The sequence below is a fragment of the Haemophilus sp. HMSC066A11 genome (assembly GCF_001811665.1).
Taxonomy (GTDB): domain Bacteria; phylum Pseudomonadota; class Gammaproteobacteria; order Enterobacterales; family Pasteurellaceae; genus Haemophilus; species Haemophilus influenzae.
On the sequence record NZ_KV805878.1, the window covers coordinates 150,320 to 165,317 of the forward strand.

Here is a 14,998-nt window from a genome sequence, read left to right on the forward strand (position 1 = left end):
AGATGTGCTTAATGTTAAGTATTTACTAATTAAATGTCAATCTAATTTTAACTCTTATGATTAACTCTTATGATTAACTCTTATGATTAATTCTTATGATTAATTCTTATGATTAATGACAATAGCTAATCGTTACTTAAAACTCATTTAATCGGTGCAAATAATGTAACTGCTGAGATCATTTCAACTTGTTTGCAATATTGTCTAATCACTGCTGCCGCGCTTTCAAATGTTGTTCCTGAAGAAGATATATCGTCAACGAGTAATACATGTTTAGCATCAGCTGGTAATTTTACATGATCACCACAAAAAATATGTAAGTAGCATCTATTCTTCGGTGCTATGTCTTTTATTGATAATCCCCCTTCGCTTCTCTTTAATGCAGTAATTAAGGACTGTTTTTTATCAGGGGGAATTGTGTTATCACTTCTAACATCCTCAATCAATGTTTCAGGCGTTTTTTTTCTGAGAAAATTATCAATAATATTTATGTTAAATTTTTGCTGCAATAAACAAGCTAAATTACGCCCAATACTATGTTTAGATGGCATAAGTATGATCACATCAAATGGTTGTTCGATATGTTCTTCAAATGGATATTCATCAATCAGTTTTTTAGCATATTCATATACAGCATCGATAGTTTCAATATCTGTTGTTAATCCTTCAGCTCCTTTCATGGCATACAACATAGGGCAATTATCACCGATAGGTCTGCATTTCCCTCTTCGTTCTTTATAACGCCTAATTATAGAGTATATAGTTATTTCTCCATTATGTTTTAATATTGTTTCTTTGCTAGGGTAAGAAGCTATAACAACCTGGTTATCTTTAATTTCAAACTTCATATTTTTCTTCTTTTTTTGTAATTGTTATTATTGTAGCAAAAAAAACAAAAGGTTAAAGGAATCCCTAACGGGATTAAGGGTAATGTAATAAAGGTAACCTTTCCAAGGGAAAGGTCTTACCTGAAAAGGCCAAAAGGCTTTCAAAATGGCTTTAATATTTATCTCCGATTTAGAATTATTTATTTATTGAGATCGATGCATAAATCAATATTCTTTTACAAAAAAGGTTCTGAGTTATGCTTTCATCTATTTTTCATAAAATCAGAGGGAAAAAACAAGATTCCCTTAATATCACATCCTCTCTAAAAAATCTTAATTTATCAACATTCAAAGTGGATGATGAGGGATGGATAACCCCCTTTACTGCATCAGAATTACTCAATTCTGAATTACGCCAAAAATACTTAAATTTACTTTGGCAACAAGTATCAATGACGCAAGATATGTTTAATGAGCTCTATAAAAAACCTATCGAGCGCTACGCTGAAATGGTTCAATTATTACCTGCCTCAGAATCACATCATCACTCACATTTAGGTGGTATGCTTGATCATGGCCTAGAAGTACTTTCATTTTCAGCTAAATTACGACAAAGTTATGTATTGCCACAAAATGCTGCTCCGGAAGAACAATCTAAGCAACGTGATGCTTGGACTGCTGCTGTTATTTATGCCGCATTGGTTCATGACATTGGTAAAGTTATTGTTGATATAGAGATACAATTAAAAGATGGTTCTCGTTGGTTTCCTTGGTTAGGAGTACCAACTCAACCTTATAAATTCAAATATATTAAAGGGCGAGATTATGATCTTCACCCAGTTATGGGTAGTTTTCTTGCAAACTATTTAATTCCTAAAGAAGCATTTGCATGGTTAGCAGAATACCCGGAAGCTTTTTCAGCTTTAATGTATGCCATGGCTGATCATAAAGATAAAGCTGGTTTATTATCTGAAATAGTACAAAAAGCAGACCAAAATAGTGTAACTCTTGCACTAGGTGGAGACGTATCAAAACTGACTCAGAAACCTATAACATCATTTGCAAAACAACTAGTCATGGCTTTACGTCATTTACTGCAACATAAATTTAAAATTAATACACCTAAAGGCCCATCCGATGGTTGGCTTACAGAGGATTCACTATGGTTAATGAGCAAACCCACTGCAGACCAAATTCGAGCTTATTTATTGGAGCAAGGCATATCAGCTCCAGCTGACAATCCTAAATTATTTAGTGAAATGCAATCGCTGGGGATTATTGAAAGTACAAATGATGGTACAGCAATTTGGCATTGTCGAATTAAAGCTGATTCAGGCTGGTGCCCACCTAAAGCATTTTCTTTACTCAGAATTAAACCGGAAGTAGCTTGGGAAAATCTTAATGACAGACCAAGTATATTTTTAGGTCGAGTCGATATTGAAAATGAAGAACAATTAAATTCAGCTGAAGATACTAAAGAAGAAAATTCAGTGATTATGGAATCTGAAATGCAGCTTCCTGCAATAACAGGCGCACTGAATAAACCGGATTTGTCTGAAAATACATCCTCTCAAAACACTCAAATCAATACCCAAAACTCAGAAACCGAGACGGATATGACTGATTTGGTAATGAATTTATTTTCACCTGTAGAAGAATCTCAAGACTCTACTGATAAAAAACCATCTCAAGAAAGCGAAATAAATAAAATCGCCTCTACCCCATCTATAACAGTGGGTGATGATAAAAAGGAAACTGAGGCTGTCTCAGGAGAGATTTTTGTTGAATGGCTAAAATCCGGAATTATCGGGAATACCCTAACTATTAATAATTCAAATGCTAAATTACATATAGTCAAAGGCAAACTTTTCCTTGTAACACCTGGAATCTTTCAACTCTTTTTCAATAGTAAGGGCATTACCAACTTTACTAAAAAAGATATCGAAAATTTGCAATATAGTTTCCAAGACCTTAAATTACACAAGAAATACCGTCAATCAAACAATGATAGTATTAATTTTTGGCGCTGTAAGGTTATTGGCCCAAGAAGAACCTCTCAATTGATTGGGTATTTGATTGATAAAATTGACTATTTTTTCGGTAATAGAATTCCAATTGATAATTTGCATTTATCACTTATTGAGGAAAATGAAAGTGAATAGAACCACATTTGATATGTTACTTAGTAATTTTTTTTTATACCGTCATTTACGTATAGATACTATTAAAAGCTATGAAAAAGCAATTAGACAATTACAGAAAAATTGTAGTATTCAATATCCTGATGAAATATCAGACTCATTAATACTCCAATGGAGAAAAAGAGTTGTTGGACAATCTATCATTGAAGTGACTTGGAATAGCTATATTCGTCAGCTAAAGACTATTTTCAAATTTGGAATTGAAAAACAACTCCTCCCATTTACAAAGAATCCTTTCGATGGTTTGTTCATTAGAGAAGGAAAGAAGAAAAGGAAAGTATATACTTCTTCAGATTTAAAAAAACTTAGCTTTGGAATCACTGAATCAAAGCATCTTCCTCCTATTCTTCGCCCATTATGGTTTACTAAAACCATAATTATGACTTTCCGCTATACGGCAATTCGACGCTCTCAGTTAAATAAATTAAGAATTAAAGATGTAGATTTGCTGAATCAAGTTATTCATATTCCATCTGAGATAAATAAAAATCACGAGTATCATATACTTCCTATATCAACGACACTTTATCCTTATCTAAAGAAATTATTAACTGAACTAAGTAAACTGAATCAGCCTGTAGAATCTCAACTATTTAACATTAATTTATTTTCAAATGCTGTTAAACGAAAGGGAGAGAAAATGACCAATAACCAGGTGAGCTATATCTTCAAAGTTATTTCAAAATATACGGGAATTATCAGCTCCCCTCACAGATTTAGGCATACTGCAGCAACAAATCTAATGAAAAAACCTGAAAACCTATATATAGCTAAACAATTACTAGGACATAAAGATGTCAAAGTTACATTGAGCTATATTGAAGATAATATTGATTCAATAAGAGAATATACAGAATTGCTTTAGATAGGTATGCAAGGAGCATCTAAGGGTGTTCCTTGCAAAAATATTTTTAAAATTAGTACATTCAGGCTTTACAAACTAGTATTTTTGTGTAAGATCTAACCTATCCACAGAGCGTTAGTGGGTAGATCATGGTGTATTGGCTAGGTACACGGAATTGGTCTAAACAAATAGTTTTCAAACTTAAATGATGTACACAAGGGATTTAAAATCCCTCGCCTTTCGAGGCGTGCCAGTTCAAGTCTGGCTTCGGGCACCATTTAAACACCAATTCAAAGATTTTAAAATTTACTTTAAAATCATCTAATTGGGTCGTTAGCTCAGTCGGTAGAGCAGCGGACTTTTAATCCGTTGGTCGAAGGTTCGAATCCTTCACGACCCACCACTTAAAAATAAAGCAAACACCGAAAGGTGTTTTTTATTGCCTAAATCTGATACTACTTTTTAAATTACTTGCTTATTGAAAAATAGCTATTCTCTCCATCCAATCTAAAATAATTAATATATTTTATCGCTACGTTATATTTTCTAAAATAAAATAGCACCTGAAAATCAGATGCTATCCAAAACACAATAAAAATTTACCGCACTTTATGACTTCAATAAGTAAGCCCGTAGTTGTGCAAAATCATTATCCATTTCATCAGAAAGCAATGGTAGCTGATTATGTTTATCCAGTGTTTCAGGTAATGGAAGCTGAATACCAAGAATACGTTCTACGGATTCTTTAAATTTCGCTGGATGTGCAGTGCACAAGAAAATGCCTACTTCATCTGCTTTAAGTTGATCTTTCAACACCTGATAAGCTATCGCACCGTGAGGCTCACATAAATAACCTTTCGACTGCATCGCTTTTAAAGTATCTTCTGTTTCGCTATCACTTAGCATCCCCGAACCTAAATCAGTTAAATCCCAACCATTTCGTTTAAACAATTCCTCCACTCTCGGCCAATTATTTGGGCGACTTACATCCATTGCATTAGAAAGGGTTGCAACTGTCGTTTTAGGATCCCAATTACCCGATTTCAAATAACGTGGCACAGTATCATTTGCGTTTGTTGAGGCGACAAAGCGTTTTATCGGCAAGCCTAAGGTTTTTGCAATTAATCCCGCCGTTAAGTTACCAAAATTACCGCTTGGCACAGAAACCACGACATTATCACGTTTTTCTTTTGGCAATTGTGCGACAGCCTCAAAGTAATAACAAACTTGAGCTAATAAACGGCTGATATTAATAGAATTTGCAGAGTTAAGCCCGATAGCTTGGCGCAATTCAACATCATCAAAGGCTTGCTTAACTAAAGCCTGGCACGCATCGAAATCAGCGTTAATCGCAACAGTACGAATATTCCCACCTAAAGTACAGAATAGCTTTTCTTGTAATGGGCTGATTTTACCTTTTGGATAAAGGATAACTACATTAATATTTTTTAATCCATAAAACGCATGTGCTACAGCAGCTCCAGTATCGCCAGACGTAGCCGTTAAAATGGTGGTTTTTCCATCACCACGTACCGCAGCAAGTGCCTGTGCCATAAAACGACCACCAAAGTCTTTAAATGCCAATGTGGGACCATGAAATAATTCAAGTGCATAAATATTATCTTCAACTTTTTCTAACGGTGCGGTGAAAGTGAATGCATTTCTCACCATCTCGTCTAACGTTGCTTTCGGTAATTCTTCACCAATTAATGCACCTAGAATTTTTTGGCTACGCTCAACAAGAGGCAATTCAAGTAATTCATTAATGTTATTAAGTTTAGGAATAACTTCTGGAAAGAATAAACCTTGATCCCGCCCAAGACCTTGACGAACAGCCTGAGAAAAAGTGACTTGTTCTTCTGGGTGTTTGATATTGTATAAATTCATATTTAATCCGTTTTTAATCTGATTTCATCTATTTAAATTAACTTATTTAATTTCTCTTGTGCCTTCGTTATCAACTTTACATACATGCACAAAACCTTCATTATTTTGTAAATAATGGCTTTCTAAATAACTTGAAAGTTTAATTGCAGTTTGTAAATCAGGGGCAATAGAGAAAATAGTTGGCCCTGAGCCTGAAATACCCGTGGCAAGTGCACCTAAGTCTCGTGTAGCTTGTTTTACTTCAGCAAAATTAGGTAACAGAGATTCACGATAAGGCTCGGCAATGACATCTTTCATCATAATCGCGGCAAGATTTTCCTGATGGGTATGGCAAGCATGCACAAAGCCACCTAAATGACGACCATGGGCAATCACGTTTTGTCGAGTATAGCTTTTCGGTAAAATTGCACGAGCTTCAGCAGTAGAAACTTCAATTCCCGGATAGGCTAACACCCAATACCAATTATCAAAAAATGGCAATTTTTGACAAATATTGCCGAGCGATTGCACCATAAATTGCACACCGCCAAGATAACAAGGTGCGACGTTATCATAATGGATTGAACCAGAAATACGACCTTCCAATTCTCCCATCATTTCAAGCAATTCCATTTTCGAAAAAGGTTCATTATGAAACTGATTTAATGCCACTAATGCAGCAACAATAGAACAAGCACTGGAGCCTAAACCAGAGCCAATAGGCATATTTTTTTCGAGCGTTAAACGTAAAGGTTTAACATTTGCTCCGCGTAATTTTAATTGCTCGCTAAATAGCACATAAGCTTGGTAAACAATATTTTTTTGAGGTTCTTTCGGTAATTTACGAACAAAATAGCCCGCACTTTCTAACTCAAAACCAGTTGAAATAGATTCTATTTGAACCACATCGCCTAACAAAGAACCATCAATAGGAGAGATCGCAGCACCTAAAGTATCGAAACCTACGCTAATATTCGCGCTAGATGCAGGAGCGTAAATTCTTAACATTGGGAATCCTTATTAATGTTGTAATGTTCTTAAAATATCTGCAAAGATACCTGCCGCAGTAACTGCATTACCTGCGCCATAACCACGTAATAAAAGTGGAATCGGTTGATAATAACGAGTATAAAATGCCAAGGCATTTTCACCATCTTTCACTTTATAAAGTGGATTATTCAGATCTACCGCAACGATGGATACTTTGCATTTTCCTTCACTAATTTTTCCAACATAACGCAATACTTTGCCTTCTGCTTTAGCTGTGGCAACGCGAGTTTTAAACTCCTCGTCAAGCTGTGGCAACATTGCCATAAACTCATCTGCAGATTTTCCATCGGAGAAGCCTTTCGGCAATACACCTTCAACTTCAACATCTGAAAGTTCAAGTTCAATTCCCGCTTCACGAGCAAGAATTAATAATTTGCGTGCTACATCTTGTCCAGAAAGATCATCTCGAGGATCTGGCTCAGTAAAGCCTTTTTCACGCGCAAGTGCGGTTACTTCTGAAAGAGAAAGTCCTTCTTCCAACTTACCAAAAATAAAGGAAAGCGAGCCAGATAAAATCCCTTCAAAATATTCAAGCTCATCACCTGCTGCAAGTAAGTTTTGGAGATTTTCAATAACTGGCAAGCCCGCACCTACATTGGTTTCATATAAAAATTTATGCTGGCTTGCTTGGGCATTTTGGCGTAACTCATTGTAATAAACTAATTCTCGTGTATTCGCTTTTTTGTTTGGCGTAACCACATGGAAACCTTCTTTTAACGCACGAGCATAAAGCCCTGCTACAGATTCGGCTGAAGTACAATCTACAAATACTGGATTCACCACATGATGTAATTTAATGAAAGAAAGCAATACATCAAAATCTGATGGCTGAGTCGCATTTTCTAAATCGTTTTTCCAATCCTCTAAATTTAATCCATTTTCATCAAGCAACATACGGTTGGAATTCGCAATAGCACAAACTCGAATTTCAACATTCTTCTTTGCTAGATACTCCTTTTGACGCTTTACCTGCTCAATTAATTCTCCGCCTACTCCGCCAACGCCCACTAAAAACATATCCACGACTTTTTTATTATTGAAAAGCGCCTGATGGGTAGCCTTCACCGCTTCAATGGCTTTATTTTGCGGCACAACCGCAGAAATTGAACGTTCGCTAGATCCTTGTGCAATCGCCACAATGCTAATGTTTGCCTGCGCTAATGCCGAGAAGAAACGAGCAGCAATGCCTTTCGCTTGCTTCATTCCATCGCCCACAACAGAAATAATGGATAAATCTTTAATCACTTCAATTGATTCTAATTGATGTTCATTTAATTCATTAGCAAACTCCGTTTCTAGTACGGTTTTCGCTACTTCTGCAGATTTCACAGGCACACAGAAACTAATACTATATTCAGACGAAGACTGAGTAATTAAAATAACTGAAATGCCTGCACCTGACATGGCTGAAAATACGCGAGATGCCATGCCTACCATACCTTGCATACCAGGGCCTGACACATTAAACATCGCCAAATTGTCTAAGTTAGTGATACCTTTAACTTGCAAACTTTCTGATTTCACATTGCCATCAATAATCGAACCTGGCGCAGAAGGATTTCCTGTATTTTTAATGACACAAGGAATATTTTGTGGCAACAATGGCCCAATCGTACGAGGATGAATCACTTTCGCACCGAAATAAGAGAGTTCCATCGCTTCACGATAAGAAAGCGTTGGTAATAAACGTGCATCAGGCACTAAACGCGGATCGCAAGTATAAACGCCGTCCACATCGGTCCAAATTTCGCATACACTTGCGCCTAAACAAGCGGCTAAACAGGCTGCAGAATAGTCTGAGCCATTACGACCGAGCAATACCAACTCGCCTTTTTCATTACCCGCAGTAAAACCTGCCATCAGCACCACTTTATCTTTTGCAATACTTGCTGCATCAACACGTTTTGTTGATTCTTCAATTTCAACTGAAGACTCAAGATAACCGCCTTTTGCTAATAATTGCTTGACCGGATCCACAATATGTACGCTATAGCCACGTGCTTCAAACCAAGCTTTCATCATTGCAATAGAAAGTTTTTCCCCACGGCAATCAATGGTCGCTTTAACTGCATCTTCTACTTTTCCTGCCTGACGAATTTCTTCTAATAATCCTTTGATTTGAGCAAATTCAGCATCAATAAGTGCCTTGGTGCCATTTAAGTCGAATTGATTATTTTCGGCATGTAAGCCATTAATGATGTTATAGAAAATTTCGATTGCTTCGTTGAAATGCGTATCGGTTGATTGATTTAATGCAGCTTTTTCAGAAAGGGCGACGAGATGGTTGGTTATTTTGGCTGGTGCTGATAAAACACCTGCAGCCTGCTCTTCTAAATGAGCTTGCTCGATCAATTTCGCCGCTTGGGAAAAACGTTCCGGATTTGCAAGCGAAGTGCCGCCAAATTTAAGTACGCGCATAATTGGTTCTCCTAGATATTGTGTTTTTAAATTTATAAAAAAACCCGCTATTCAGTTGAATCGCGGGTTTTCTGTATCTTGTTTTTGCTGCACTAACCCGCACCATTAATCATAATAATGGTCATCATAATGGCGGTAATCGTGCTAATGATTACGGATAAAGTGCAGTTATTTTTCATTGTGTTTTATCTTGAAAAATGAATGCGTAAAGAAATACCGAAATTTCCCTAGCTTGTCAAACAGAAAGTGACAAATTTTTCAGAAATTTTCTTAGTCAATAAATTTCGTGTAAACTAACCGCACTTTTTTATAAAGGAAAACCTATGAATATCCAGCATAATCTCAACCTAATTCAGCAAAAAATTGAAACGGCTTGTAAAGAAAAAAATCGCAATCAAAATACCGTAAAATTACTTGCCGTATCTAAGACCAAACCTATTTCTGCTATTCTTTCGGCTTATCAAGCGGGACAAACGGCTTTTGGGGAAAATTACGTGCAAGAGGGGGTAGAAAAGATCCAATATTTTGAGTCTCAAAATATAAACCTTGAATGGCATTTTATCGGCCCATTACAATCAAATAAAACCCGTCTCGTTGCAGAACATTTTGATTGGATGCAAACGCTTGATCGAGCAAAAATTGCAGATCGTTTAAATGAACAACGACCGACCAACAAGGCTCCATTGAATGTATTAATTCAGATTAATATCAGCGATGAAGAAAGTAAATCAGGTATTCAACCTGAGGAAATGCTAATACTAGCAAAACACATCGAAAATTTACCGCACTTATGCCTACGTGGCTTAATGGCAATACCCGCACCAACCGATAAAATCGCTGAACAAGAAGCCGTGTTCAGAAAAATGTCAGACCTATTTGAACAACTGAAACAAGCCTTACCTAATCAACAAATTGATACACTTTCTATGGGAATGACGGATGATATGCCTAGCGCAATAAAATGCGGTTCTACAATGGTACGCATTGGCACTGCGATTTTTGGTGCGAGAAATTATTCAACATCACAAAATAAATAATCATGGAATAAGGCTCGAATTTAAAACAAGCCTTATTTCTTAATGAAATTTAAATGCCAGTACTCTCGCCACATTTTGAGCGGTAGAAATTAAATTTTGTTCGCCTTGTTTGAGAATATCCGATAAATCGCTAAGTTGGTGAATAATAGGGAACACCGCATCAATACCGTGATCAAACACCACATCATAATCTTCACGCAAACACCCTGCGATGGCGATCACTGGCTTATTGAACTGTTTTGCCGTACGCGCCACACCAATTGGCGTTTTACCCATAATACTTTGTGCATCTATTCGCCCTTCACCCGTAATCACTACATCAGCATCTTTTACATAGTCAATTAAATGTAACCGGTCTAACACAATTTGTATGCCTGCTTTCAGTTGTACGCTTGGTAATAATAGCAAGCCACCACCCATACCACCAGCAGCACCTGCGCCAGCCTGATCACGAATTTGTTTACCGCAATCGCGTTCGGCAATTTCAGCAAAATGCGAAAGTGCAGCATCAAGTTGTTTCACCATTTCAGGTGTTGCGCCTTTTTGTGGTCCAAAAATGGCAGATGCGCCACATTCACCACAGAGCGGATTATTCACATCGCACGCTACTTCAATGTGAACTTGTTGCAAACGTGGATCTAATTGTTGAACGTCAATCTTCACAATATTTGCTAGCTCTGCTCCACCAAAACCGATAGGCTTATCTTGCGAATCTAAACATTGCATCCCTAGTGCTTGCAACATTCCTACACCACCATCGTTGGTTGCGCTACCGCCAATGCCAAGAATGAAACTCTCCACGCCTAAATCTAATGCCAGTTTAATCAACTCCCCTGTGCCGTAACTGGTGGTAAGCAAGGGATTGCGTTTTTCAGGCGGAACAAGATGTAAACCAGAAGCTGCTGCCATTTCGATAATCGCGGTTTTTCCATCTCCCGATAAACCGAAGAAACTTTTCACTTTGTCACCCAAAGGCGCGGTGACTTCACATTCAATGAGCTTGCCTTGCGTGGCATCCACAAGGGATTGAACTGTACCTTCGCCCCCATCTGCCATTGGCAATTTTACATAGTCCGCATCGGGGAATACACGTTTGAAGCCTGTTTCAATGGCGGTAGCGACTTCAAGTGCGGTCAAACTTTCTTTAAAAGAATCAGGTGCAATCACAAATTTCATAACAACTCCTAGAATTTAAATACGCCAAAAATTAAGGTAGAAACGATGGTCATCATCAAACCGACCGCACTTTCATAAGGAATAAGTTTTAAACGTTCTTTGATATCCATATTCACACTACCGCCTGTGGCATGGAAGAAAGAACCATGTGGCATATGATCAAATACGGTCGCCCCTGCATGAATCATTGCTGCACCAGCAAGACTGCTAACACCAAGTTCTAACAAGGTACTACTGAACACATTGGATGCCACCGCAGTACCTGCCGTGGTAGAAGCTGTCGCTAAAGACATCAACACCCCTGAAATTGGTGCAAGAATGTATGATGGCAAACCTGAATGCTCCAAACCTTGAATCAATACTTCTTTTAAACCAGAATTAGCAATGATGCCAGCAAGCGCGCCTGTACCAAGTAACATAATTGCCACGGGTGTCATTTTACTCAATCCATTGATAGCATAACTATTTATATTGCGAAGTTTGCCCATACAAAGCGCACCAATCAAACCACCTAACGGCAATGCAATTAATGGATCAACTTTAATATCAAACAATGGACGAAGTGCCAATAGCAAAATTGCCACTAAAGGTGCGACAAGTGCGGTCAGAAATGAAGGTAAATTTTGCGTTTCAAGCACGATTACCTCTTTGTCAGTCACTTTAGAACCTTTGTTGATTAAGCGTTTTGCTAAGAAGTAGGTGAGAATCAAACCAAATAGTGCGGGAATTATACCAGCCATCATCACGGAAGTGAGTGGCAAATGAAAAGTATCTGCTGCCGCAATGGCATTTGGGTTTGGCGACATAATATTACCAGCTTTACCACCACCAAATACAGCAAGTGAACTAGAAAAAATAAAACGAATTTTAGTATCAGATTCATCAAAATATGGGAAAGTGGCGACATTCCATATTTGTCCACTAACAAATTTTGATCACATAATTTGCGACAAAAATCTTGTTGAATCTGCACAGAATGGCATTAGAGAATTAAATATTAATTTAACTATCGTATAAATAAATTAATATAAATGATCTGCACCCCAAAACTAAACAAATAAGCTTACTCATTAAGGTGCAAATCAAAGTGCGGTTCATTTTTATATTATTTTTGACTACATACAGCAATAAAATGTAATTTATGTTCAGGATCATTAAAGGTTTTGAACATTTTTTTAAATTGCTCGCGATTTTCCGCTTTCATCGCATTACGGATGATTTTTAACGTACCGAAAATTCCTTCATCATAAATCATTCCTTTTGGAGAAAGTAATGTCATCTCGCCAGAAAAAGTATCAACATTTCTAAAGCCACTTTCTTGGAATATGCCTTTCCATCCATCTTTCGTTAATGGCGTGACAGTCACATTAATCGCTTTGCGCATATTTTCTAGAATAGTTTGATGATCATTCCCCACCAGCATAACATCGTGAGTAAGCAATAAACCATTGGGTTTTAACACTCGAAAATATTCTGCAATGGCTTTTTTCTTCGCTTCCACGGGTAACATTGTGAGCATCGCTTCATTGATGACAATATCAAAACTTTCATCCTCGAAAGGCAACTTCATCGCATTCGCACGCTGTACATGAATTTTTTCTTGCAAGCCATTTGCTTCAATATTTGCTTGTGCTTTTGCTAACGCATTTTCATCTAAATCAACACCTTCAATATGACAACCAAATTGTTTCGCCAATCCAATTGCAGTCGTCCCCATATTACAGGCAACCTCTAACACTTTTTTATCTTGGCTAAAATCGCCATTGGCAATTAACCAATCTGTCGCTTTTTTACCGCCTGGACGCAAACGCGTTTTACCCAAACGTGCAAGAAAATTATGCCCTACTTCATCTTTTGCCATTTTTATCTCCTAGTAATTAACTTGGTTTTTATATTATAGATAAAAATGATAACTATTAAAATGATAGATTAAATAAATTAAGGCGGAATAATTGTTCCGCCTTTTTCTATTATTTCTTCAATGCTTTTTTCAATTCAATTTATTCCTTTGAAGATAACAAAACTTACATACCGAAACGTTTTACTCAATATGTAAAAACATTGGTAGAAGGCACAAATCAGTATATTGGTGCTGGAAATATGTATAACGGCGGCGTAGAAGATTTGAATAAACTTCATCTTTATATGATGTCTCGAATGGAAAAACCGACAACTAAAGCTGAGTTGAAATCAGCATTACAAGGCTATTTAATTCAAAATGAATATCAAGATATGAATAACAATGATAAGTTGATTGATGAAACTTATGATTGCACTGAGTTATTTAATGAGCTTTGTGATGTATTAACAAGATTAGGCTATATCCAGCCTGTAAACCTATAATCTGTGTATGGTTCGTTTAATGTACCGTTTTGTTTTTCATCTAAATATCAATTTAAATTGAGAACTATTTGCATTTAAATAAAATTAGGCATAGAATAGCCACAATTCAGGCTTAACTGAATAATTTGCACTCAACATAAGGAGCTTTTCAATGCAATTTAAACATTTCAAACTTGCTACCCTTGCGGCAGCACTTGCTTTTTCTGCTAATAGTTTTGCTGATATTACCGTTTATAATGGTCAGCACAAAGAAGCCGCTGTTGCAGTGGCAAAAGCCTTTGAACAGGAAACTGGCATTAAAGTTACGCTAAATAGCGGAAAAAGTGCGCAACTTGCAGGTCAATTAAAAGAAGAAGGTGATAAAACACCCGCCGATGTTTTCTATACTGAACAAACAGCGACTTTTGCCGATCTTTCTGAAGCAGGGCTTTTAGCACCAATTTCAGAACAAACCATTAAACAAACTGCACAAAAAGGCGTACCACTTGCACCGAAAAAAGACTGGGTTGCATTAAGTGGTCGTTCTCGCGTAGTGGTTTACGATCACACTAAATTATCTGAAAAAGATATGGAAAAATCAGTGCTTGATTATGCAACACCAAAATGGAAAGGCAAAATCGGTTATGTATCAACTTCTGGTGCGTTCTTAGAGCAAGTTGTTGCTTTAAGCAAAATGAAAGGGGACAAAGTTGCGCTTAATTGGTTAAAAGGCTTAAAAGAGAACGGAAAACTTTACGCGAAAAATAGTGTGGCATTACAAGCAGTTGAAAATGGCGAAGTGCCTGCTGCGTTAATCAATAACTATTATTGGTATAACCTAGCAAAAGAAAAAGGCGTGGAAAACCTAAAAAGCCGTCTTTATTTCGTTCGCCACCAAGATCCAGGTGCGTTAGTTAGCTATTCAGGTGCTGCAGTATTGAAAGCCTCTAAAAATCAAGCTGAAGCACAAAAATTCGTTGATTTCTTAGCGAGTAAAAAAGGTCAAGAGGCATTAGTGGCAGCGCGTGCAGAATATCCGTTACGTGCTGATGTGGTTTCGCCATTTAATCTTGAACCTTATGAAAAATTAGAAGCACCAGTGGTATCCGCAACAACAGCTCAAGATAAAGAACATGCGATCAAATTAATTGAAGAAGCTGGATTGAAATAATCCAAATATTGCGTGCGTGTATTTGAAAAAATTCACGCACGCGTTTACAATTCTCTAACAAAATTAACCGCTTGCGTGCGTGAACT

The 14,998-nt window shown here is 37.0% G+C and carries 11 protein-coding genes, 1 tRNA gene, 2 pseudogenes and 1 other annotated feature; of the genes and pseudogenes, 7 read left to right on the top strand and 7 right to left on the bottom strand.

Features of this window, described 5'->3' with window-relative positions; genetic code table 11:
* Positions 1–143: 143 nt before the first annotated feature.
* Positions 144–848 (bottom strand): phosphoribosyltransferase, encoded by a 705-nt coding sequence (locus HMPREF2813_RS07620; RefSeq protein ID WP_050951540.1) that lies wholly within the window; start codon positions 846–848, stop codon positions 144–146.
* A 236-nt stretch (positions 849–1,084) separates the two neighbouring features.
* Here HMPREF2813_RS07620 and mobH point away from each other — a divergent pair, with 236 nt between their 5' ends.
* From mobH to HMPREF2813_RS07635, 3 genes are all read left to right on the top strand, one after another.
* Entirely contained in the window at positions 1,085–2,989 is a 1,905-nt protein-coding gene (gene mobH, locus HMPREF2813_RS07625) for a MobH family relaxase (protein WP_070647036.1), read from the top strand.
* Positions 2,990–3,050: 61 nt separating this feature from the next.
* Positions 3,051–3,893: a tyrosine-type recombinase/integrase gene (locus HMPREF2813_RS07630; RefSeq protein WP_080358713.1), complete on the top strand. Its 843-nt coding sequence runs from the start codon at positions 3,051–3,053 to the stop codon at positions 3,891–3,893.
* Positions 3,894–4,199: 306 nt separating this feature from the next.
* Positions 4,200–4,275: transfer RNA gene (locus tag HMPREF2813_RS07635), tRNA-Lys, on the top strand.
* A 206-nt stretch (positions 4,276–4,481) separates the two neighbouring features.
* On the opposite strand, the gene thrC is transcribed toward HMPREF2813_RS07635, so the two are convergent.
* Genes thrC through thrA form a run of 3 tightly spaced genes read right to left on the bottom strand, consistent with a single transcriptional unit; the run spans position 4,482 to position 9,206 of the window.
* The gene (gene thrC / locus HMPREF2813_RS07640; RefSeq protein ID WP_014550597.1) at positions 4,482–5,759 is read right to left on the bottom strand and encodes a threonine synthase; all 1,278 of its coding nucleotides are present in this window, start codon (positions 5,757–5,759) and stop codon (positions 4,482–4,484) included.
* Between the two features lie 42 nt (positions 5,760–5,801).
* Complete coding sequence (gene thrB / locus HMPREF2813_RS07645; protein WP_005654296.1) at positions 5,802–6,746, bottom strand: homoserine kinase; 945 nt, start codon at positions 6,744–6,746, stop codon at positions 5,802–5,804.
* A 12-nt stretch (positions 6,747–6,758) separates the two neighbouring features.
* Complete coding sequence (thrA, locus tag HMPREF2813_RS07650; protein ID WP_011961815.1) at positions 6,759–9,206, bottom strand: bifunctional aspartate kinase/homoserine dehydrogenase I; 2,448 nt, start codon at positions 9,204–9,206, stop codon at positions 6,759–6,761.
* 33 nt (positions 9,207–9,239) lie between these two features.
* Positions 9,240–9,357: a sequence feature (Thr leader region), on the bottom strand.
* A gap of 172 nt (positions 9,358–9,529) precedes the next feature.
* Here thrA and HMPREF2813_RS07655 point away from each other — a divergent pair.
* On the top strand, positions 9,530–10,243 hold the full coding sequence (locus tag HMPREF2813_RS07655) for a YggS family pyridoxal phosphate-dependent enzyme (protein WP_005671969.1): 714 nt from the start codon (positions 9,530–9,532) through the stop codon (positions 10,241–10,243).
* 39 nt (positions 10,244–10,282) lie between these two features.
* On the opposite strand, the gene HMPREF2813_RS07660 is transcribed toward HMPREF2813_RS07655, so the two are convergent.
* On the bottom strand, positions 10,283–11,419 hold the full coding sequence (locus HMPREF2813_RS07660) for a glycerate kinase (protein ID WP_005654292.1): 1,137 nt from the start codon (positions 11,417–11,419) through the stop codon (positions 10,283–10,285).
* 8 nt (positions 11,420–11,427) lie between these two features.
* A pseudogene (locus HMPREF2813_RS07665) lies at positions 11,428–12,261 on the bottom strand (GntP family permease); the annotation flags it as partial.
* On the opposite strand from HMPREF2813_RS07665, the gene HMPREF2813_RS10020 reads away from it, so the two are divergent.
* Positions 12,203–12,436, top strand: a complete 234-nt coding sequence (locus HMPREF2813_RS10020) for a DeoR/GlpR family DNA-binding transcription regulator (RefSeq protein ID WP_228840869.1) — start codon at positions 12,203–12,205, stop codon at positions 12,434–12,436. The pseudogene HMPREF2813_RS07665 and the gene HMPREF2813_RS10020 overlap by 59 nt on opposite strands.
* An 88-nt stretch (positions 12,437–12,524) precedes the next feature.
* Here the strand turns inward: HMPREF2813_RS10020 and HMPREF2813_RS07670 are convergent, their stop codons facing one another.
* On the bottom strand, positions 12,525–13,280 hold the full coding sequence (locus HMPREF2813_RS07670) for a class I SAM-dependent methyltransferase (RefSeq protein WP_005664947.1): 756 nt from the start codon (positions 13,278–13,280) through the stop codon (positions 12,525–12,527).
* A 137-nt stretch (positions 13,281–13,417) separates the two neighbouring features.
* Here HMPREF2813_RS07670 and HMPREF2813_RS07675 point away from each other — a divergent pair.
* A pseudogene (locus tag HMPREF2813_RS07675) lies at positions 13,418–13,762 on the top strand (methyltransferase); the annotation flags it as partial.
* 151 nt (positions 13,763–13,913) lie between these two features.
* Positions 13,914–14,912 carry an iron ABC transporter substrate-binding protein gene (locus HMPREF2813_RS07680; RefSeq protein ID WP_048946858.1) on the top strand — a complete coding sequence of 333 codons (999 nt, stop codon included), beginning with the start codon at positions 13,914–13,916 and terminating at the stop codon, positions 14,910–14,912.
* Positions 14,913–14,998: the final 86 nt, after the last annotated feature.